General features: G+C 67.2%; 17 protein-coding genes. 11 read left to right on the top strand and 6 right to left on the bottom strand.

The features are described 5' to 3' along the window. The first annotated feature begins 95 nt into the window (after window positions 1–95). The 6 genes from DXK32_RS14190 (at window position 96) to DXK32_RS14165 (ending at window position 5,769) form a co-directional block, all read left to right on the top strand. Window positions 96–1,001 (top strand): branched-chain amino acid ABC transporter permease, encoded by a 906-nt coding sequence (locus tag DXK32_RS14190; RefSeq protein ID WP_109068303.1) that lies wholly within the window; start codon window positions 96–98, stop codon window positions 999–1,001. Window positions 1,002–1,005: 4 nt separating this feature from the next. After that, window positions 1,006–2,523 carry a high-affinity branched-chain amino acid ABC transporter permease LivM gene (gene livM / locus DXK32_RS14185; protein ID WP_114859101.1) on the top strand — a complete coding sequence of 506 codons (1,518 nt, stop codon included), beginning with the start codon at window positions 1,006–1,008 and terminating at the stop codon, window positions 2,521–2,523. Between the two features lie 29 nt (window positions 2,524–2,552). Further along, window positions 2,553–3,422: an ABC transporter ATP-binding protein gene (locus DXK32_RS14180; RefSeq protein ID WP_114859100.1), complete on the top strand. Its 870-nt coding sequence runs from the start codon at window positions 2,553–2,555 to the stop codon at window positions 3,420–3,422. A gap of 3 nt (window positions 3,423–3,425) precedes the next feature. Next, window positions 3,426–4,136: an ABC transporter ATP-binding protein gene (locus DXK32_RS14175; protein WP_014240352.1), complete on the top strand. Its 711-nt coding sequence runs from the start codon at window positions 3,426–3,428 to the stop codon at window positions 4,134–4,136. Next, entirely contained in the window at window positions 4,136–4,495 is a 360-nt protein-coding gene (locus DXK32_RS14170) for a DUF6867 family protein (protein ID WP_114859099.1), read from the top strand. Before DXK32_RS14175 ends, DXK32_RS14170 begins: the two co-directional genes overlap by 1 nt. A 173-nt stretch (window positions 4,496–4,668) precedes the next feature. After that, window positions 4,669–5,769, top strand: coding sequence for a branched-chain amino acid ABC transporter substrate-binding protein (locus DXK32_RS14165; RefSeq protein ID WP_114859098.1), 1,101 nt, complete (start codon window positions 4,669–4,671; stop codon window positions 5,767–5,769). Between the two features lie 100 nt (window positions 5,770–5,869). Here the strand turns inward: DXK32_RS14165 and DXK32_RS14160 are convergent, their stop codons facing one another. Beyond that, window positions 5,870–6,199 carry a hypothetical protein gene (locus tag DXK32_RS14160; protein WP_247877144.1) on the bottom strand — a complete coding sequence of 110 codons (330 nt, stop codon included), beginning with the start codon at window positions 6,197–6,199 and terminating at the stop codon, window positions 5,870–5,872. Window positions 6,200–6,331: 132 nt separating this feature from the next. Between DXK32_RS14160 and DXK32_RS14155 the strand changes: the two genes are divergently transcribed. From DXK32_RS14155 to DXK32_RS14145, 3 genes are all read left to right on the top strand, one after another. Then, window positions 6,332–6,547 carry a hypothetical protein gene (locus tag DXK32_RS14155; RefSeq protein WP_205215717.1) on the top strand — a complete coding sequence of 72 codons (216 nt, stop codon included), beginning with the start codon at window positions 6,332–6,334 and terminating at the stop codon, window positions 6,545–6,547. A gap of 436 nt (window positions 6,548–6,983) precedes the next feature. Then, complete coding sequence (locus DXK32_RS14150; RefSeq protein WP_114859096.1) at window positions 6,984–8,024, top strand: OmpA family protein; 1,041 nt, start codon at window positions 6,984–6,986, stop codon at window positions 8,022–8,024. 273 nt (window positions 8,025–8,297) lie between these two features. Further along, window positions 8,298–8,942 carry a response regulator transcription factor gene (locus tag DXK32_RS14145; protein WP_114859095.1) on the top strand — a complete coding sequence of 215 codons (645 nt, stop codon included), beginning with the start codon at window positions 8,298–8,300 and terminating at the stop codon, window positions 8,940–8,942. Here the strand turns inward: DXK32_RS14145 and DXK32_RS14140 are convergent. After that, complete coding sequence (locus DXK32_RS14140; RefSeq protein WP_114859094.1) at window positions 8,919–10,382, bottom strand: ATP-binding protein; 1,464 nt, start codon at window positions 10,380–10,382, stop codon at window positions 8,919–8,921. The genes DXK32_RS14145 and DXK32_RS14140 overlap by 24 nt on opposite strands. Before the next feature lie 157 nt (window positions 10,383–10,539). On the opposite strand from DXK32_RS14140, the gene DXK32_RS32165 reads away from it, so the two are divergent. Beyond that, window positions 10,540–10,824 (top strand): 4Fe-4S dicluster domain-containing protein, encoded by a 285-nt coding sequence (locus tag DXK32_RS32165; RefSeq protein WP_162801182.1) that lies wholly within the window; start codon window positions 10,540–10,542, stop codon window positions 10,822–10,824. An 85-nt stretch (window positions 10,825–10,909) separates the two neighbouring features. Then, a complete protein-coding gene (locus DXK32_RS14130) occupies window positions 10,910–11,350 on the top strand; it encodes a DUF4383 domain-containing protein (RefSeq protein WP_114859092.1) in 441 nt (146 codons plus the stop codon). 10 nt (window positions 11,351–11,360) lie between these two features. On the opposite strand, the gene DXK32_RS14125 is transcribed toward DXK32_RS14130, so the two are convergent. The 4 genes from DXK32_RS14125 to DXK32_RS14110 form a co-directional block, all read right to left on the bottom strand. After that, window positions 11,361–12,050, bottom strand: a complete 690-nt coding sequence (locus DXK32_RS14125) for an RluA family pseudouridine synthase (RefSeq protein ID WP_114859091.1) — start codon at window positions 12,048–12,050, stop codon at window positions 11,361–11,363. Between the two features lie 22 nt (window positions 12,051–12,072). After that, window positions 12,073–12,423, bottom strand: a complete 351-nt coding sequence (locus DXK32_RS14120) for a hypothetical protein (protein WP_114859090.1) — start codon at window positions 12,421–12,423, stop codon at window positions 12,073–12,075. A gap of 77 nt (window positions 12,424–12,500) precedes the next feature. Then, window positions 12,501–14,135 carry a fumarate hydratase gene (locus DXK32_RS14115; RefSeq protein ID WP_114859089.1) on the bottom strand — a complete coding sequence of 545 codons (1,635 nt, stop codon included), beginning with the start codon at window positions 14,133–14,135 and terminating at the stop codon, window positions 12,501–12,503. Window positions 14,136–14,373: 238 nt separating this feature from the next. Then, window positions 14,374–18,333: a Pls/PosA family non-ribosomal peptide synthetase gene (locus DXK32_RS14110; protein ID WP_247877143.1), complete on the bottom strand. Its 3,960-nt coding sequence runs from the start codon at window positions 18,331–18,333 to the stop codon at window positions 14,374–14,376. Between the last annotated feature and the right edge of the window lie 500 nt (window positions 18,334–18,833).

Below are 18,833 nucleotides of genomic sequence, written 5' to 3'. Positions count from 1 at the left end.
GCCAATTCGGGGAGTGGCACTTCACGTGACTGGTGTACGAGCGCGCTTGTCTCGCTCGCCGAAGCCTGCGCATCGCGCCGAGGCGAGGTAAGACAATGGAATACTTCCTTCAGCAGTTGATCAACGGCCTGTCGCTGGGCGCCATCTACGGCCTCATCGCGATCGGGTACACGATGGTGTACGGCATCATCGGCATGATCAACTTCGCCCACGGCGAGATCTACATGATCGGCGCCTTCGTGGCCCTCATCACCTTCCTGGCCATCGGCAGCCTGGGGATCACCTGGGTGCCCCTGGCCCTACTCGTCATGCTGGTGGCATCGATGCTGTTCACCGCCGTCTACGGATGGACGGTGGAGCGCATCGCCTATCGCCCGTTGCGCAGCTCGCCGCGCCTGGCGCCGCTGATCTCGGCGATCGGCATGTCGATCTTCCTGCAGAACTACGTGCAGATCCTGCAGGGCGCCCGCAGCAAGCCGCTGCAGCCGATCCTTCCGGGCAACCTGACCATGATGGACGGAGCGGTGTCGGTCAGCTACGTGCGTCTGGCGACGATCGTCATCACCATCGCGCTGATGTACGGCTTCACCCAGCTCATCACCCGGACCTCGCTCGGCCGCGCCCAGCGCGCCTGCGAGCAGGACAAGAAGATGGCGGGCCTGCTCGGCGTCAACGTCGACCGCGTCATCTCGCTGACCTTCGTCATGGGCGCCGCCCTGGCGGCCGTGGCGGGCATGATGGTTTTGCTGATCTACGGTGTGATCGACTTCTACATCGGCTTCCTGGCCGGGGTTAAGGCCTTCACCGCCGCGGTGCTCGGCGGCATCGGCTCGCTGCCGGGCGCGATGCTGGGCGGCGTGGTCATCGGCCTGATCGAAGCCTTCTGGTCGGGTTACATGGGCAGCGAATGGAAGGACGTGGCGACCTTCACGATTCTCGTACTCGTCCTGATCTTCCGTCCGACCGGCCTGCTGGGCCGTCCGGAAATCGAGAAGGTGTGAGGCCATGACCGCGATTTCCATGTCTTCGCCGCGGGCCATCGCCTGGCCCGCGATCCTGAAGGAGGCGGCGATGACCGCCTTCGTCGCCCTTCTCCTGACGATCCCGCTGGTCGGCCTGCGCACGGTGGACCGTCCCACCGGGCTTGGGCTGGAGACCCGCTGGAACGAGGTGGCCGCCGCCGTCGGTCTGGTCTTCCTCGGCCGGCTCGGCCTCTGCCTGATCCGCGAGGGCCACGCCGTCACCGTCCTGGTGCTGGCCGCCGCCGCCACCGCGGCGGGCTTCTTCATCGCCATGCCGACGGAGGCCCTGCGGGTCATCCTGATCGGCGGGGGTGCCGTCATCGCCATCCGCGCCATCCTGGCGATCCGCACCGGCCGCTCCAAGCTGTCGCAGGCGGAGCGCGACAAGCGGATGGACCACATCGCCGCGCAGGTGCAGCACGCCTCGCGCTGGCTCGGTCCAATCGCCGTCGTCATCGCGCTGGCCTTCCCGTTCACGCCGCTGGCCGACCGCCAGTTGCTGGACATCGGCATCCTGCTGCTGACCTACATCATGCTGGGCTGGGGGCTGAACATCGTGGTCGGCCTCGCCGGCCTGCTCGACCTCGGCTATGTGGCCTTCTACGCGGTGGGCGCCTACTCCTACGCGCTGCTGGCCCATTACTTCGGCTTCAGCTTCTGGGTCTGCCTGCCACTGGCCGGCTTCCTGGCGGCGATGTCGGGCGTTCTGCTGGGCTTCCCGGTCCTGCGCCTGCGCGGCGACTATTTCGCCATCGTGACGCTGGGCTTCGGCGAGATCATCCGCATCATCCTGATCAACTGGTACCAGTTCACCGGCGGCCCCAACGGCATCTCCGGCATTCCGCGCCCGAGCTTCTTCGGGATCGCCGACTTCACGCGGACCCCGGCGGAGGGCACGGCGGCCTTCCACGAGATGTTCGGCCTCGAGTTCAGCCCGCTGCACCGGATCATCTTCCTCTATTACCTGATCCTGGTGCTGGCCCTGGTGGTGAACCTGTTCACCATGCGCGTCCGCAAGCTGCCGCTGGGCCGCGCCTGGGAAGCGCTGCGCGAGGACGACATCGCCTGCGCCTCGCTGGGCATCAACCGCACGAACATGAAGCTGGCGGCCTTCGCCATCGCGGCGATGTTCGGCGGCTTCGCCGGCTCCTTCTTCGCCACCCGCCAGGGCTTCATCAGCCCGGAGAGCTTCACCTTCATCGAATCGGCGATCATCCTCGCCATCGTGGTGCTGGGCGGCATGGGCAGCCAGATCGGTGTCGTCGTGGCGACCCTTCTGGTCATCGGCCTGCCGGAAGCCTTCCGTGAACTGGCCGACTACCGCATGCTGACGTTCGGCATGGGCATGGTGCTGATCATGCTGTGGCGTCCGCGCGGCCTGCTGGCCCACCGCGACCCGACCATCCTCCTGCACGGCCGTCCCAAGGGCGGAGCCGGCGGCCCCGCAGCGGGCACCGCCGCCGCCGGCGGCCAGGGCATCGCCGGGGGGAGCGCGAAGTGATGGAAGCCACAGTGAAGACGGGTCGTTCCATGACCACCACGCCCCTGCTGACGGTCGAGCACCTCACCATGCGCTTCGGCGGCCTGGTGGCGGTCAACGACGTCTCCTTTTCGGCCAACAATGGCGAGATCACCGCGATCATCGGCCCGAACGGCGCCGGCAAGACCACGCTGTTCAACTGCATCACCGGCTTCTACACCCCCACGGTGGGCCGGCTGACGCTGCGCCACGCCGACGGCAAGGAATTCCTGCTGGAGCGGATGCCGGGCTACCGCATCTCGCAGCAGGCCAGCGTCGCCCGCACCTTCCAGAACATCCGCCTGTTCGGCGGCATGAGCGTCCTGGAGAACCTGATCGTTGCCCAGCACAACAAGCTGATCCGCGCCTCGGGCTTCTCCATCGCCGGCCTGCTCGGCCTGCCGTCCTACACCCGGACGGAGCGGGAGGCGGTCGATCTGGCCAAGTATTGGCTGGATCGCGTCCGCCTTCTGGAGTTCGCGGATTGGGAAGCCGGCAATCTCCCCTACGGCGCCCAGCGCCGGCTGGAGATCGCCCGCGCCATGTGCACCGAGCCGGTGATGCTCTGCCTGGACGAGCCGGCGGCGGGGCTCAACCCCCGCGAGTCCGGCGAACTGGCCGACCTGCTCACCTACATCCGCGACGAGCACAAGATCGGCGTCCTGCTGATCGAGCATGACATGAGCGTGGTGATGAGCATTTCCGACCATGTTGTGGTGCTGGATTACGGGCGGAAGATTTCCGACGGCGATCCGGCCTTCGTGAAGAACGACCCGGCGGTCATCCGCGCCTATCTGGGCGAGGATGAGGACGAGGAACTGCCGCCGGAGATCAAGGCCGACCTGCCGGAGGTCGCCAAGCGAGCCGAGGAGGGGGCCTGAGCCATGCTGAAGGTATCGGGCGTCCACACCTTCTACGGCGCCATCGAGGCGCTGAAGGGGGTCGATATCGAGATCGGGGCCGGCGAGATCGTCTCGCTGATCGGCGCCAACGGCGCCGGCAAGTCCACGCTTCTCATGACCATCTGCGGCAGTCCGCGCGCCCGCATGGGCCGGATTACCTTCGAAGGGCAGGACATCACGCAGATGCCCACCTACGAGCTGGTCCGCCTGGGCATCGCCCAGTCGCCGGAAGGCCGCCGGATCTTCCCGCGCATGAGCGTGCTGGAGAACCTGCAGATGGGCTCCATCACCGCCAAGCCGGGCAGCTTCGCCAACGAGCTGGAACGGGTCCTGACCCTGTTCCCGCGCCTGAAGGAGCGCATCAGCCAACGCGCCGGCACCATGTCGGGCGGCGAGCAGCAGATGCTGGCCATCGGCCGCGCGCTGATGAGCCAGCCGCGGTTGCTGCTCCTCGACGAGCCGTCGCTGGGCCTCGCGCCGCTGGTGGTGAAGCAGATCTTCCAGGCGGTGAAGGACATCAACCGCGAACAGAAGATGACCGTGTTCATGGTCGAGCAGAACGCCTTCCACGCGCTGAAGCTCGCCCACCGCGGTTATGTGATGGTCAACGGCAAGGTCACCATGTCGGGGACCGGCGCGGAACTGCTGGCGAACGAGGAAGTTCGCTCGGCCTATCTGGAGGGAGGTCACTGATGGACGGAGTTCTCGGGTCCTCTCTGCCGGTGTTCCTGGGCCTGACGGTCCTGGTGTTCGGCGGCTGCGGCGTTTTGACCGGTCAGACCTTGGCCGAAGGCTGGAAGCCGCTGTCGAGCGCCATCGCCTATTCGATCCTGCTGGGGCTGGGCGACCGCTTTCTCGTCTGGGGACTGTTCGGCGGCCAGCTCCTGTCGGTGTACGGATTCGTGGTGCACACCCTGGTGATCGGCGCGATCACCCTGACCACGTACCGCATTTCGATGGCGCGCCGGATGGTGTCCCAGTATCCTTGGCTGTATGAGCGTTCCGGACCCTTCAACTGGCGCGAACGCGTCGGTGGAACGCTCGCCCAGTGATTGCGAATTCCATGGCTCCGATCGAGACCAGGACGTGGGTGAAACTGTCGCACTTGGCGATGATCGGACTATAGTGGAACCTTGTCGGCACCGGCTCCCCCAGCCCTTGGGGGACCGGTGAAAAGGCCCCCGCGGGGCCGGCGTACGACTCATAACAGGGAGCCAACGAAACTATGAACTACAAGCTTTCCCTCCTCGTTGCGGTTGCGGCGACCGCTATGACCGCCTCGGTGGCGAAGGCCGACATCGCGGTGGCGACCGCCGGCCCGATCACCGGCCAGTACGCCACCTTCGGCGAGCAGATGAAGAAGGGCATCGAGCAGGCGGTCGCCGACATCAACGCCGCCGGCGGTGTCCTGGGCCAGAAGCTGAAGCTGGAAGTGGGCGACGACGCCTGCGACCCGAAGCAGGCCGTCGCCGTGGCGAACCAGCTCGCCAAGGCGGGCGTGAAGTTCGTCGCCGGCCACTTCTGCTCGGGCTCCTCGATCCCGGCCTCGCAGGTCTACGCCGAGGAAGGCGTCCTGCAGATCTCCCCGGCCTCGACCAACCCGAAGCTGACCGAGCAGAACCTGAAGAACGTCTTCCGCGTTTGCGGCCGCGACGACCAGCAGGGCCAGATCGCCGGCAAGTATCTGCTGGACAACTACAAGGGCAAGAACGTCGCCATCCTGCACGACAAGTCGGCCTACGGTAAGGGGCTGGCCGACGAGACGCAGAAGGCGCTGAACGCCGGCGGCCAGAAGGAGAAGATCTACGAGGCCTACACGGCCGGTGAGAAGGACTACTCGGCTCTGGTGTCCAAGCTGAAGCAGGAAGCGGTCGACGTCGTCTATGTCGGCGGCTACCACACCGAGGCCGGGCTGCTGGCCCGCCAGATGAAGGACCAGGGCCTGAACGCCCCGATCGTCTCGGGCGACGCTCTGGTGACCAACGAGTACTGGGCGATCACCGGTCCGGCCGGCGAGAACACCATGATGACCTTCGGCCCGGACCCGCGCGAGATGCCGGAAGCCAAGGACGCCGTGGAGAAGTTCCGCAAGGCCGGCTATGAGCCGGAGGGCTACACCCTCTACACCTACGCCGCCCTGCAGATCTGGGCGGACGCGGTCAAGCAGGCCAACTCCACCGACGCCGCCAAGGTCGCAGAGGTTCTCCGCAAGGGCAACTACAGCACGGTGATCGGCAAGATCGGCTTCGACGCCAAGGGCGACGTGACCACCCCGGCCTATGTCTGGTACCGCTGGAACAACGGCCAGTACGCCCAGGTCAAGTAAAGCGGTCGTACGATCCGTTCTCCTTCGGGAAACGATTTCGTGCAAAGGCCCGGCGGGAAACCGCCGGGCCTTTCGCTTGACGTGGTGTCCGCCGAGAGGATCAGAGCGCGGCGGTCGAAGGAGTCATCGGAGACGCCATCGGCGGCGATGTGGGGGGAGGCGCCAAAGACGGGGAGCGCTCCGCCAGAAGCCTCTCCGAGGTGTTCATCACGTCGCGCCAGAAGGCGGCGGCGCGCAGGTTGTTCGCAGCCGTGAGTTCGACAAGGCGGACGCGGCTGATGCGGATGGCGGACTCGCCCAGTTCTTCCACGAGGCGGGTCGCGAACAGGAGCACGTCGTGATCGATTTTCATGACGGCATCAACACGGCTGGCCGGCGGATTGTTCCGCAGGTGCGAAGACGGCAGATGCGAAGGCGGTTGTTGCAGCACCGCTACATCCCGGTTCCGGTATGCGTGGGGCGCGCAGCGGACACTCGCCAAGCGGGGTTGGTTTGGTGTTTGTATGGTCTGCCGTATCCGCAGCTTTCGCGGGTTTGACGTTTTGGGTTTTGGAGATCGGATATGCGCAGAAAGCGCGAAGTCGTCGAGGGTCAGATGTTCCGCAAGTTGGGGCCGGGCGGTGGACTCTGGCAGGTGATCGCCATCCGCAAGGATGGGCTGGGCACCCAGCATGCCCAACTGCAGCGGTCCGACGACCACAAGACCCTGAAAACCCTGGCGGTGTCCGCCCTGCTCGATCCCTCCCAGTTCGAGATGGTCGCCGAACCGCAGGATTGACCCGAGCGCCGGCATAGGCCGCGCGCAATCTTGAGCAACAAGGCTGCGGAAACACCTGCTCCTGCGAAAGGCGGGGTGTTTCCGTGCGTCCGGATTGCTGGGCCTAGGCACAAACCCAGTCCGAAAGTCATGCTTCCTATCCAATAGCCTTAAGAAGAATTCGACATTCCTTTGCTTCGATATCAAATGAATAGGAAGGGCACGACGAACGTTCGGGTAATGCAGAAATGCAACATCTCTGTGCATCCTTTCTTGGGGGACTTGTGACGGTCGGGGGTTGCTGTTATTTCGGGGTCATGACGTTTCAACCGCCGACGGAATGCGGCGGGCTCGCCCGATGAAGGCCCACGATGAAGGTTGGCGTCGCCAGACACCCGCCCTTCGAACGGTTCGCTTCGACAGCCCCGGCAACGCCGTGCACAAAGGAAAGAAGAAAATGACTCTGCGTGGGATTCTGCTCGGAACGGCGCTCGCGGCGATGCTGCCGACCGCCGCCATGGCCGCGACCGAGGGCTTTTACGTCGGCGCCGGCGCCGGCGTGAACTGGACGCGCGACGCCGATCTGCGCTTCGAAAACACCCCGACGGACGCCAGCACCAGCTTCAAGCTGGGCGGCATCGGCGACATCTCCGCCGGCTACGCCACCGCCGCCGGCCCGCGCGCCGAACTGGAGTTCGCGTGGCGCTGGCGCAATTCGATCGACAGCACCGACAGCTCCAACGCGGCGGTGAACGGTCTGGGCGGCAAGGCCAGCTCGCTCGCCTTCATGGGCAACGTGCTGTACGACATCAACACCGGTACCGCCTTCACGCCCTACATCGGCGTCGGCGCCGGTATCGCCCAGGTCCGTCTGGATCTCGGCGGCTTCGATGACCGCGACTGGGTCTTCGCCTACCAGGGCATCGCCGGCGTGTCCTACGCCCTGAACCAAAATCTGGCCCTGACGCTGGACTACCGCTACTTCGCGACTCTGGATCCGAAGTTCGATCTGGGTGGCCCCGCCGGCCTCGCCAGCTCCACCGTGAAGGGCGAGTACCAGAACCACACCATCCTGGCCGGCCTGCGCTACACCTTCGGCGCCCCGGCGGCGGCTCCGGCCGCAGCCCCCGTCGCTCCGGCGGCTCCGGTCCAGGCGCAGCCGCAGTCGGAGTATCTGGTGTTCTTCGACTGGGACAAGGCCAACATCACCACGGCGTCCGACAAGATCATCGGCGATGCCGCCGCGTCGGCCGGTCGCGTGCGCGCCGTCAGCATCCATGTGGTCGGCCACACCGACACCTCGGGCTCGCCGGCCTACAACCAGCGGCTCTCGCTGCGCCGCGCCGACGCGGTGAAGAACGCGCTGGTCGGCAAGGGCGTCGCCGCCAACCAGATCACCGTCGAGGGCAAGGGCGAGACCCAGCTCCTGGTGAACACCGGTGCGAACGTTCGCGAGCCGTCGAACCGCCGCGCGCAGATCCTCATCCGCGTGCAGTGATCCGGCGGGCTGGCGGTCCCGTTCGGGGCCGGTCGGCACGATCAGGACAGGAAAGGGGCGTCGCCATCGCGGCGCCCTTTTCGCATCTGCGGCAGAAACACGCGCGGCATTGCGGAAACATGCATCAATTGTGGCATGAAACCTCCGGTCGGCGTATGAGGTTCATACCGGAAGCCGCACTTTGGTTTGAGACAACCGAGGCCGGCCCGGTCCCAGCGGACCCTGTCCCATCGGGTCATCCCCTCCAGCCGCCTTCGCCGAAGCAGGGTTGTCATGCAGGTATTGATCGCCGACGATCACTCCATCGTTCGCAGCGGCCTGACCCATCTGGTCGGGGAACTGGATGAACAGGCCAAGGTGGCCGCGGCGACCAGCTTCGGTCAGTTGACCCAGTTGCTGGACCAGGGGACCTACGACCTCGTCATCATGGACCTGCGCATGCCGGGCCTTGGCGGCCTGGATGACGTCGAGGCGGTCGTGAAGCGGGTGGCGCCGGTGCCGGTCGTCGTCTTCTCGATGATCGACTCGCCGGACGAGATGCGCGCCGTGCTGTCGCGGGGGGTGCGGGCCTTCATCCCGAAATCCACCGACGACGTGCTGGTCGTAAACATCCTGCGACTGGTCATGGCCGGCGGGTCCTATGTGCCGCCGGTGCTCGGCATGCCGGGACTCGCCCAGGCGCCGGCCGCCGCCAAGCCGCATGAGCCGAGCGTCTTCGACGGGATGACCCGCCGCCAGCTCGAGGTTCTCGACCTGCTGGCCCAGGGCCTGTCGAACCAGGAGATCGGGGAGCGGCTGGGCCTGAACCTCTCCACCGTCAAGACCCACGTCACCGGCGTGCTGAAGGCGCTGGGTGTGGGCAGCCGGACCCAGGCGGTCCTGCTGGTCAAGGAATCAGGCCGCGACCGTCTCGTGTAGGCTGCGGACCAGGGGAACCCCCACGGCGAACACCGTTCCGCGCCCTTCGACCGATCGAAGCTCCAGCGGATGGCCGAGCAGCCGGGCCAGCCGGTCGACGATGGCCAGCCCCAGCCCGATTCCCTCGCTGCGGTCGCGGTCGGGCCGGTCGAGCTGCACAAACTCCTCGAAAATGCGGCGGCGGTCGGCCTCGGCGATGCCGCGGCCGGTGTCGTAGACCTCGATCCACACCGTGCCGTCGCGGCGCCGGCATCCCATCAGAACGCCGCCCTGCTCGGTGTAGCGCACCGCGTTGGTCAGCAGGTTGCGCAGAATGCGCTCCAGCAGAAACGGGTCGGTCCGCACGGCGAGGTCCGTCGGAACGACGCGCAGCCGCAGCCCCTTGTCCTCGGCGATCCCGGTGAACTCCGCCTCGAGCTGGTCGAACAGGGCGGACAGGGCGATGTCGGCGGGCTTCGGTTCGACCACGCCGGATTCCAGCTTCGAGATGTCCAGGATGGCGTTCAGCAGATCGTGCATGGAGCGCTGGGCCAGACGCAGGTCCTTCACCAGCGCCAGGGCGCGGGGCTTGTCGAGCTGCCGTTCCAGCATGCCGGTGAACATGTTGATGGCCTGAAGGGGCTGCTTCAGGTCGTGCCCGGCGTGGGCGAGGAAGCGCGACTTCGCCAGATGGGCCTGTTCCGCCGCCACCTTCGCGGTGTGCAGCTCGGCGGTGCGGGCGCGCACCTGGGCCTCCAGCGTGACGTTGGTCTGCTCCAGCGCCTGGGTCATGCGGGTGATGTCGGCGAACTGCCGCTGCACCTGCCGGACCATCGGGCGGAAGATCACCAGCACCTCGGCGCACAGGGTCAGAAGTGTCACGATCAGGGCGGCGAACCCCAGATTGTGCAGGGTGGCGAAGCCGCGCTCGCCCGCTTCCTGGTAGCGCGCCACCATGTTCTCCAGCCCGGCCAGCAACGGGCCGAGCGCCTGATGGGTGACGAGGTCGGCCTCGGGCATGCCGGGGGTCAGGCCGGCGGGGCCGGCGGCGATCACCGCGCGGAGCGCGGCGATGTGGCGGAGAACCAGATCGTTCAGCGGTTCCGGCCCATCGAAATAGAGGCGCCGCACGTCCTTGCCCATGGCCGGCCCCTCGTCGGCGCCGGTCAGGCGCCGGTGGGCACGCTCGAACATGTCGGTCGCCTCGGCGAGGCGCGCGGTCAGGGCGATCCGCTCGGCGTCGGTCGGGGCGTTGCGGAGCTGCTCCGCCAGCAGGGCCGTGCGCTGGGACAGCATGCGCTGACGGCCGGAGATGTTCACCACCTCCAGCATGTCGGCGTGCTGGTCGATGACCCGTTCGGTCATGACGAAGCCGGCCAGCGTGCACAGCGCGATCACCCCGAGCGCCAGCCCGTAGCGAAGCGTCATCCAGCGCGCCGTGGTGTTGCCGATGGGGACCATGCCGTCCGTCCTTCCGGTGCGGACCTTGACGACGATCAAGGCCGGGTGGTGCACGAACGGTCAGTGTACCGCCATCGCCGATGCCCGGCATTCGCGAATGCAGCAAACGAATGCAGCAAACTCTGGGCGACGGATAAGGAAGGGGAGGGCGGCCATCATGGCGATCAGTCGCGCGGATCTGTTCCGGGGACGCCTCCGGTCCGAGCCCGTTCCGTCCGAGGCGTCCCAAGCCATGGTGGCGCGCATCGGTGCGGCGTGCCTGTCCTACACCGGGACCGATTGCCGGATGTGCGGCGACCATTGCGACCACGCTGCGATCCGCTTTCGTCCGCTGGGGCGCGGGCGCTGGCTGCCGATCATCGAGGAGGGAAACTGCACGGGCTGCGGCGATTGCGCGGGCGTGTGTCCGGTCAAGGCGGTCACAATGGAGGCGGCCGCCTGAGATTGCCGGCATAATCTGGGAACGCTGCTTCTAAACCCTCTGTTGGTAAGGCGGATTCACCCCCGGTCTGCCAACGGAGAAACACATGTGGTGGCGCAACGTAACGCTGGTCTACGCCGCGGCCTTTACGGCCATCGGCATATTGGGCTTCATTCCGACCTTCCTGTCCCCGCCCCCGGACGGCGTGGTCCTCGCCGTCGAGTCCTTCCACGGCTATCTGCTCGGGCTGTTCCCGGTGAATCTGCTGCACAACATCGTGCATCTGCTGTTCGGCCTGTGGGGCTTCTTCGCTTACTTCTCCAGTCGCCTCGCCTCGCGCAGCTATCTGCGCAGCGTGGCGGTGGCCTACGCTGTGCTGACCGTCCTCGGTTTCATCCCGGGTCTGAACACGCTGTTCGGGCTGGTGCCGCTGCACGGCAACGACATCTGGCTGCACGCCGTCCTCGCCATCGTGGCCGGCTATGTCGGCTTCATGGTGCATGAGACGGAAGTCGGCACGGAGAAGCGCGCCGAGTGGCGGGCGTAACGCCCGGCCATTAGGCCGGGTCGTCTCCGGGAAATCCGCAGGCGGCCAGCGCCGCGCGCATGTGGGGTGGAACCGGCGCCACAGCGCCGACCGCCTCGCGGGAGGGGTAGAGGGGCAGGGAGATGGCCCGCGACTGCAGGTGCAGCGGGTGCCCCTCCGGCCCGCCATATTGCGGATCGCCGAGCAGAGGGCAGCCCAGCGCCGTGGCGCAGTGCACGCGGATCTGGTGCGTGCGCCCGGTGTGGGGCTTCAGTTCCAGCCACGTCATGCCGTCGCCGCGGCCCAGGACACGGTAGTCGGTGACGGCGCTCTGCCCGTCGTCGGCCACGACGATCCGCCAGCCTCCGGTCTTGTTGGTGACCTTCTTCAACGGCAGTTCGATGCGCCCCTGTTCCTCCGGCGGTGTGCCGGCGACCACCGCCCAATAGGTCTTGTCGACCTTGCCATCCTGGAACAGCTTGCCAAGCTTGCGCAGGGCCTTCGGATGCCGCCCGAGGATCAGGCAGCCGGAGGTGTCGCGGTCGAGCCGGTGGGCGAGCCCCGGCGGCTTCGGAAAGCCGAAGCGCAGGGCGTCGAAATGGCGCTCCAAGTTCGGGCCGCCGCCCGGACCGGCGTGGACGGGCAGACCGGCGGGCTTGTCGATGATGAGCATCAGCCCGTCGCGGTAGAGAACGCGGGCCTGGATTTGTTCGGGTGTCATGATGCCTTAACGGACGAGTCGGTCAGTCTTCCTCATCCTCTTCGGGGTTGAAAGCGGCTTCGTCAACCGTTGTCAGCACATCGGGCCGGATCGCGGCCAGGGCGAGCAGCACCGTTCGGACCGTTTCCGGAGGGTGGGCATCACCCGCAACCTCGGCCACCAGAGCGTCGGTCACCGGTGGAGCGGCTGGGACACGGCGGCGGATCGCGCGGATTTCCTTCTCGATGGCCTTGCGCTCCTCCGCCACGTCGTTGGCGTAGTGCGTCTGGTGGCGCATCGAGAAATCGTGCAGGCGGCGGTTGACGATCACCTCCGCGGCGAACAGGGCGCGGCGCTGGGCATCGGCGATCTTGGCGGTCAAGTCGTCGGGCATGGCGGGTCCTCGAATGGCAGGCACTTGCCCCCACCCTGACCCTCCCCCGCTATCGCAGGGGAGGGAAAAGGCGCGGGTTACGCCAGCTTCAACTCCTTGAAGAAGTCGTTGCCCTTGTCATCGACGATGATGAAGGCCGGGAAGTCCTCGACCTCGATGCGCCAGATGGCTTCCATGCCGAGTTCCGGATACTCGATGCACTCCACCTTCTTGATGCAGTCCTGGGCGAGACGGGCCGCGGCGCCGCCGATGGAGCCCAGATAGAAGCCGCCATGCGCCTTGCAGGCCGCGGTCACCTCCGGGCTGCGGTTGCCCTTGGCCAGCATGACCATCGAGCCGCCCGCCGCCTGGAACTGCTCGACGAAGCTGTCCATGCGCCCGGCGGTCGTCGGGCCGAAGGAGCCCGAGGCATAGCCTTCCGGCGTCTTGGCCGGGCCGGCGTAGTAGATGGGGTGGTTCTTGAAATAGTCTGGCAGCGGCTCGCCGGCATCCAGCCGCGCGCGCAGCTTGGAGTGGGCAAGGTCGCGGGCGACGATCAGCGGGCCGGTCAGCGACAGGCGGGTGCGGATCGGATACCGCTTCAGCGTGGCGAGGATTTCGCTCATCGGCTGGTTGAGGTCGATCTTGACCACCTCGCCGGCCAGATCGCCGTCGGTGATTTCCGGCAGATACTTGGCCGGATCGGTCTCCAGCTGCTCCAGGAAGATGCCGTCCTTGGTGATCTTGCCCACCGCCTGACGGTCGGCCGAGCAGGACACACCGATGCCGATCGGCATGGAGGCGCCGTGGCGCGGCAGGCGGATGACGCGGACGTCGTGGCAGAAGTACTTGCCGCCGAACTGGGCACCGATGCCCATGGTCTGGGTCAGCTTGTGCACCTCGGCTTCCATGGCGAGGTCGCGGAAGGCGTGCGCGTCCTCGCCGCCCTCGGTCGGCAGATTGTCGAGGTAGCGGGCCGAGGCCAGCTTCACCGTCTTCAAATTCTGCTCCGCCGACAGGCCGCCGATGACGATGGCGAGGTGGTAGGGCGGGCAGGCCGAGGTGCCGAGGTAGCGGATCTTGTCCTCGAGGAACTTCAGCAGCCGGTCCGGCGCCAGCACCGACGGGGTGGCCTGATGCAGGAAGGTCTTGTTGGCCGACCCGCCGCCCTTGGCCATGAACAGGAACTTGTAGGCGTCCTCGCCCTCCGCGTAGATCTCGACCTGGCCCGGCAGGTTGTTGCGGGTGTTCTTCTCCTCATACATGGAGATCGGGGCGAGCTGGCTGTAACGCAGGTTGCGCTTCAGGTAGGCGTCGCGGGCGCCTTCCGACAGCGCGGCCTCGTCGCCGCCCTTGGTGAAGACGCGGCGGCCCTTCTTGCCCATGATGATGGCGGTGCCGGTGTCCTGGCACATCGGCAGCGTGCCGGCGGCGGCGATGTTGGCGTTCTTCAGCAGGTCCAGCGCCACGAACTTGTCGTTCGGCGAGGCTTCCGGATCGTCGAGGATCGCGCGGATCTGGCCAAGATGGCCGGGACGCAGCAGATGGTTGATGTCCTTGAAGGCCTCCTCGGCCAGCAGGCGCAGACCCTCCGGCTCGACCTTCAGGATCTGTTCGCCGTCGAACTCGACGACCGAGACGTGATCCGAGGTCAGCTTGCGGTAGGTCGTGTCGTCCTTGGCCAGCGGGAACAGCGTCGCGGCGCCGCGGGCGGGGCTGATGTCGTCGGGCATTCGGGGGGCTTCCTTCCTGTTCTTGGGTCACAGGCCCCGATGCGGCGCGTTGGAGCGCGCAAAAGGGCCAGGGCCACGCTCGCGCACCGTTATACACCCCTGCGCCCGCCGCACAACGGGAACGGAACGCCCTGCGGCGTTAAGGAAAGGGCGCCGTCCGGGCCCGAAAACGAAGCGGCCCGGCCCCACCGCCGAAGCGCTGAATGCCGGGCCGCAACACACCATTCCAGACAATGACTTACGCAGCGCTCTTGAACTGAGCCGTCAACTCGGGCTGGCCTTCGACCACCGGCTCCGCCGGGGCGCCGGCCCATTCCGTGTGCGCCGGGATCTCCTCGCCCTTCATGACCAGGGTCAGCGGGCCGAGATGGGCGTAATCGCCGACGCTGGTGTCGTACAACACCGTGGACCCGGCGCCGATGGTGACGCCGCGACCGACCTTCACGCAGCCGACCTTCATCACGCGGTCCTCGTAGAGGTGCGTCTGGAGGGCAGACAGGGCGTTCACCGCGCTGTGGTCGCCGACCGAGACGCAGTCGAACTCCGTGATGTCGGTGGTGTCCATGAAGACGCCCTCGCCGAATCTGGTGCCGAACAGGCGCAGCACCCAGGGCAGCATCGGCGTGCCGCGCAGATGGTCCAGCAACACCTTGCCGGCGAGGCCCCAGTAGAGCACCGCCACCGCTTCCGTCTTCATGGCCCACCAGGACCACATCGGCTTCACGGTCGGCGTGTAGCGTCCCATCAGCAGCCACTTCACCAGGATGACCACCGCCACCATCGCCACCGGGATGGCGACGCTGACGCCCAGGAACTGCGCCAGGAAGGCGCCGTAGCGCTGCTCCAGGATGGCCGGGGCGAACAGTTCGACCGCCAGCGTGCCGAAGGTGATGAACAGCATCGTCGGCATCGACAGGCTGAAGGCCTCGAACACCGCGCGGCCCAGGCGCCGGGCCTTGGACGGTTCGTAGGTCCAGTTGGCGCCGACCCCGTCGAAGCGCTGGCGCACCGGCAGCTTGATCGGCGGGCTGCCGAACCACGTCTCCCCGGCGGACATCGCCTCGTTGGCGGGCGGCTTCGACTTGATGCCGATCAGCGAGCCGGTGGGGATGCTGGCCCCGGCCGGCACCACCGCGTCGTTGCCGACGAACACGCGCGCCTCGGTCTTCACCGGCTTCAGGAACATCCAGCCGCGGCGGATGTCCTCGTCGCCCAGCACCACCTCGTCGGCGATGAAGCACTTCTCGCCGATCTCGACGAGGTCGTAGCGCCCGGCGAGGTTGGTGGAGATTTCCGCGTCCTTGCCGATCTTGGCGCCCATCAGCCGGTACCACGCCCGCATGTAGACCGTGGCGTAGAGCGAGCTGAGGGTGTCCAGCATCACCTCGGTGGACAGCGCCACCATCCATTTGCGCAGGTAAAAGCCGCTGTGCACCGAGTAGGTGCCGGCCTCGACGCGCGGCAGGACGATCCAGCGCACGGCGGCGATCATGCAGACCGTCACCGCGACCAGCGCCATGGCGGTCGGCCAGGCGATCAGCGGCAGGTAATAGAGGTAGCTGACGCCGAACACGGACCCCAGAACCCCGTCCAGATTGTCGAACAGGTAGAAGGCCGGGAAGATCGGCATCAGAGAGATCGGCGGCAGGGCCAGCAGCATCGCCGTGTAGAAGGCGGCGTTCACCCCGCGGCGCAGCTGTCCGGCGGTTGCCGGGGCGGGCAACTCCGCCCGGTCGACGCTGCCGACGCGGCGCGCGGGCGAGCCGTCCCAGCGCTCATAGGCGCCGGTGCGGGCGCCGGCGGGCAGGGCGGTCAGGTCGGCCAGCTCCGTGCCGGGTCCGACCACCGAGTCCATGCCGATGACGCAGGATGTGCCGACATAGGCGTCCGCGCCGATCTCCACCGCGCCGATGACCAGTTCGTTGCCGATCACCTCGGCGTTCGCCAGCTTCACCTTGCCGCCGATCGAGGCGCCGGCCCCGATGGTCACGAGGTCGATGGCCCCGGACTCGAACTCGCCGATCAGCGCCTCGTCGCCCACCCTGGCGCCGAGCGCGCGCAGGAGGACCCGCATGACCGGCGAGCCCTGGAACCACTTCAGATGGACGAGGCTGATGAAGCGCTGCGCCAGCCACCAGCGGTAATAGTAGGTGCCCCACAGCGGGTAGCGCCCGGGCTTCGTCCGCCCGATGACCAGCCACTTGGCTGCGACGGCGATCACCACCGTGGCGGCGTTGATGACCATGTAGACGCCGAGCAGCGTGACGATTTCCTGGAGGAAATTGGCGTCCTCGCCGGACAGCAGCATGTAGCTGACGAAGACGCCGAGCCACTGCGCCGTCATCAGCGCCAGGATGAAGGGCAGGGCCGCCGCCTGCGCCGCACCACAGAGGAAGCGGCGGAGCAGGGGGGGCGGCGTGAAGGACCGGTCCTTGCGTTCGGCTCCGCCGCCGTTGCCACCGCGCGGCGCGCGGGCGTCCAACCGCTCGGCCATGGCGCGGAGGCTGCGGGCGCCGTAGACGTCCTGCAAGGTCAGCCCGTCGAGATGCCGGGTCTCCCGCACCGCCGACACGAACCGTGCGGCAAGGAGCGAATGCCCGCCCAGATCCATGAAGAAGTCGGCTTCCAGCGGGATCGCCTGGCCGGGGAAGACGCGCTTGGCGGCCTCCAGGAGGGCGGCTTCCGTCGGGGTCCGCGGCTCGTCCTGTTCGCCGGGGCCGGTGTCGTCGGTCAGTGGTGTGGCCTGCAGCGCCTTGCGGTCGGCCTTGCCGGACGTCAGCCGGGGCAGGCGGTCCGTCAGCTCGAAATGCGACGGCACCATGTAGCTCGGCAGTTGGGCGCGCAAGCCGTCGCGCAGCGCCGTCTTGTCCAGCGTGGCGCCGGCCTGCGGCACCAGGAAGGCGACCAGCCGGTCCAGCCCGTTGTCGTTGCGCAGCACCACGGTGGCCTGGCTTACGCCGGCCATATCGGTCAGCTTCGCCTCGATCTCGCCCAGCTCCAGCCGGAAGCCGCGGATCTTCACCTGATCGTCGATGCGGCCATGGAACAGCAGGTTGCCGTTCGGATCGACGCTCACCGCGTCACCGGAGCGGTAGAGCAGCGGGTCGTTGCCGTGGATGGCGAAGCTGTTGCGGATGAACTTCTCGGCGGTCAGGTCGGGACGCCCCAGATAGCCCTGGGCAACGCCCGGCCCGCCGATCAGCAGCTCGCCCTGGGTGCCGGGGGCGACCAGCGCCATCGCCTCGTCCACCACATAGCAGCTGTAGTTCGGAATCGGCCGACCGATGGTGACCGGCTCGTCCGGGCGCACCTCGGCCACCGTGGCGACGACGGTCGCCTCGGTCGGGCCATAGCTGTTGAAGATGGTCCGCCCCGGACGGCACCAGCGCGCGGCCACCGCTGGCGGGCAGGCCTCGCCGCCCAGGATGACGACGCGCAGGCTCGGCACGTCCTTGGGCAGCATGGCGAGCAGGGTCGGCACGGTGTCCAGCACCGTGATCCCCGCGTCGTTCAGGACGTCGGCCAACCGGTCGGCCTCGTCCAGCACCTGCCGGCTCGCCACCCAGAGGGTCGCGCCCACCATGTATGGGACGAAGATCTCCTCCAGCGACAGATCGAAGGCCACCGAGGCGCCCTGGAAGGCGACGTCGTCTCGGCTGATCCCATAGACGCTGTTGGCGGCGCGCAGATAGTGGCAGATGTTGGCGTGGCTGATGACAATGCCCTTGGGCTTGCCGGTCGAGCCCGAGGTGTAGATCGCGTAGGCCGGATGATCGCGGGTGACGCCGTCCGCGCGCAGGTCGGGCGCGCTTTCATCATCGGAAGCCAGATCCTCCAGCCGCAGCGCCGGCACCGCGAGCCCGGCCGCCTTCGATGCCGTCACGGCGTCCACCAGGATGGCCGGCGCGGAACAATCGGCCAAGCTGACCGCCACGCGCTCGGCGGGCGCGTCGGCGTCGAAGGGCAGGTAGGCAGCGCCGGCCTTCAGGATGCCGAGAAGCGCCACATGCAGGTCGAGCGACCGCGTCATCCACAGGCCGACGAAGCTCCCCGGACCATAGCCGCGCGCGCGCAACGCGTTGGCGACGCGGTTCGCCCGGGCTTCCAGCTCGCCGTAGCTGACGCGGCGCCCGTCGAACAGGATGGCGGTCCGCTCCGGTATGGCCCGCGCGGTGGCCGCGAAGACGTCGGACAGCAATTCATCCCGAAGCAGTTCCGGGATCGCGCTGCCCCGCAGTACGCCGGGAACGGGAAGAGAGGAAGGGGAAGAGGAGAGGGCATCGTTCGAAGATTCGGACGAACGATGGCCGGCGCCCGGGGCTTCGACCAAGGTCGGCGTGCGAAGCAATGTCACGCTTGTCAGCCTTTATAAAATGGTTCAGCGCAATCGCGGCGGTCGGACCTGTGTCTGATGGTCCCGGCGGTCGGCTGGCGGCTACTTTGTGCCGTTGTGCAACCTTACCGGATTTTGGTTAACAAACCATTGATTACTGCCGCGCCCAAGCTGGAGGTCTCTTCAGCTGTTGGCCCGACTATGCGGTTCCCGGTGCGGCACAGCCAATGAAAAGGGTGTCATGTGCGTCGGGGGTAGGCGGCGAGAAAAATCGCTGCGGGTCGAAAAAAGTGCTTGCCACCCTCGGGGCACCCCGCATATAAAGCGCCTCCCGACGCGGTGGCCGCCAACGAGGCGCCGACGGG

This window comes from Azospirillum brasilense (assembly GCF_003349955.1).
In the GTDB taxonomy this organism is placed as follows: domain Bacteria; phylum Pseudomonadota; class Alphaproteobacteria; order Azospirillales; family Azospirillaceae; genus Azospirillum; species Azospirillum brasilense_B.
Note: the sequence above shows the minus strand (reverse complement) of the source record. Positions and strands in the feature narration are given on the sequence as shown.

Excerpts from the sequence above, each read along its gene's own strand:
- DXK32_RS14190 (WP_109068303.1), top strand. The coding sequence starts at position 96 with ATGGAATACTTCCTTCAGCAGTTGATCAACGGCCTGTCGCTGGGCGCC.
- livM (WP_114859101.1), top strand. The coding sequence starts at position 1,006 with ATGACCGCGATTTCCATGTCTTCGCCGCGGGCCATCGCCTGGCCCGCG.
- DXK32_RS14180 (WP_114859100.1), top strand. The coding sequence starts at position 2,553 with ATGACCACCACGCCCCTGCTGACGGTCGAGCACCTCACCATGCGCTTC.
- DXK32_RS14175 (WP_014240352.1), top strand. The coding sequence starts at position 3,426 with ATGCTGAAGGTATCGGGCGTCCACACCTTCTACGGCGCCATCGAGGCG.
- DXK32_RS14170 (WP_114859099.1), top strand. The coding sequence starts at position 4,136 with ATGGACGGAGTTCTCGGGTCCTCTCTGCCGGTGTTCCTGGGCCTGACG.
- DXK32_RS14165 (WP_114859098.1), top strand. The coding sequence starts at position 4,669 with ATGAACTACAAGCTTTCCCTCCTCGTTGCGGTTGCGGCGACCGCTATG.
- DXK32_RS14155 (WP_205215717.1), top strand. The coding sequence starts at position 6,332 with ATGCGCAGAAAGCGCGAAGTCGTCGAGGGTCAGATGTTCCGCAAGTTG.
- DXK32_RS14150 (WP_114859096.1), top strand. The coding sequence starts at position 6,984 with ATGACTCTGCGTGGGATTCTGCTCGGAACGGCGCTCGCGGCGATGCTG.
- DXK32_RS14145 (WP_114859095.1), top strand. The coding sequence starts at position 8,298 with ATGCAGGTATTGATCGCCGACGATCACTCCATCGTTCGCAGCGGCCTG.
- DXK32_RS14140 (WP_114859094.1), bottom strand. The coding sequence starts at position 10,382 with ATGGTCCCCATCGGCAACACCACGGCGCGCTGGATGACGCTTCGCTAC.
- DXK32_RS32165 (WP_162801182.1), top strand. The coding sequence starts at position 10,540 with ATGGCGATCAGTCGCGCGGATCTGTTCCGGGGACGCCTCCGGTCCGAG.
- DXK32_RS14130 (WP_114859092.1), top strand. The coding sequence starts at position 10,910 with ATGTGGTGGCGCAACGTAACGCTGGTCTACGCCGCGGCCTTTACGGCC.
- DXK32_RS14125 (WP_114859091.1), bottom strand. The coding sequence starts at position 12,050 with ATGACACCCGAACAAATCCAGGCCCGCGTTCTCTACCGCGACGGGCTG.
- DXK32_RS14120 (WP_114859090.1), bottom strand. The coding sequence starts at position 12,423 with ATGCCCGACGACTTGACCGCCAAGATCGCCGATGCCCAGCGCCGCGCC.
- DXK32_RS14115 (WP_114859089.1), bottom strand. The coding sequence starts at position 14,135 with ATGCCCGACGACATCAGCCCCGCCCGCGGCGCCGCGACGCTGTTCCCG.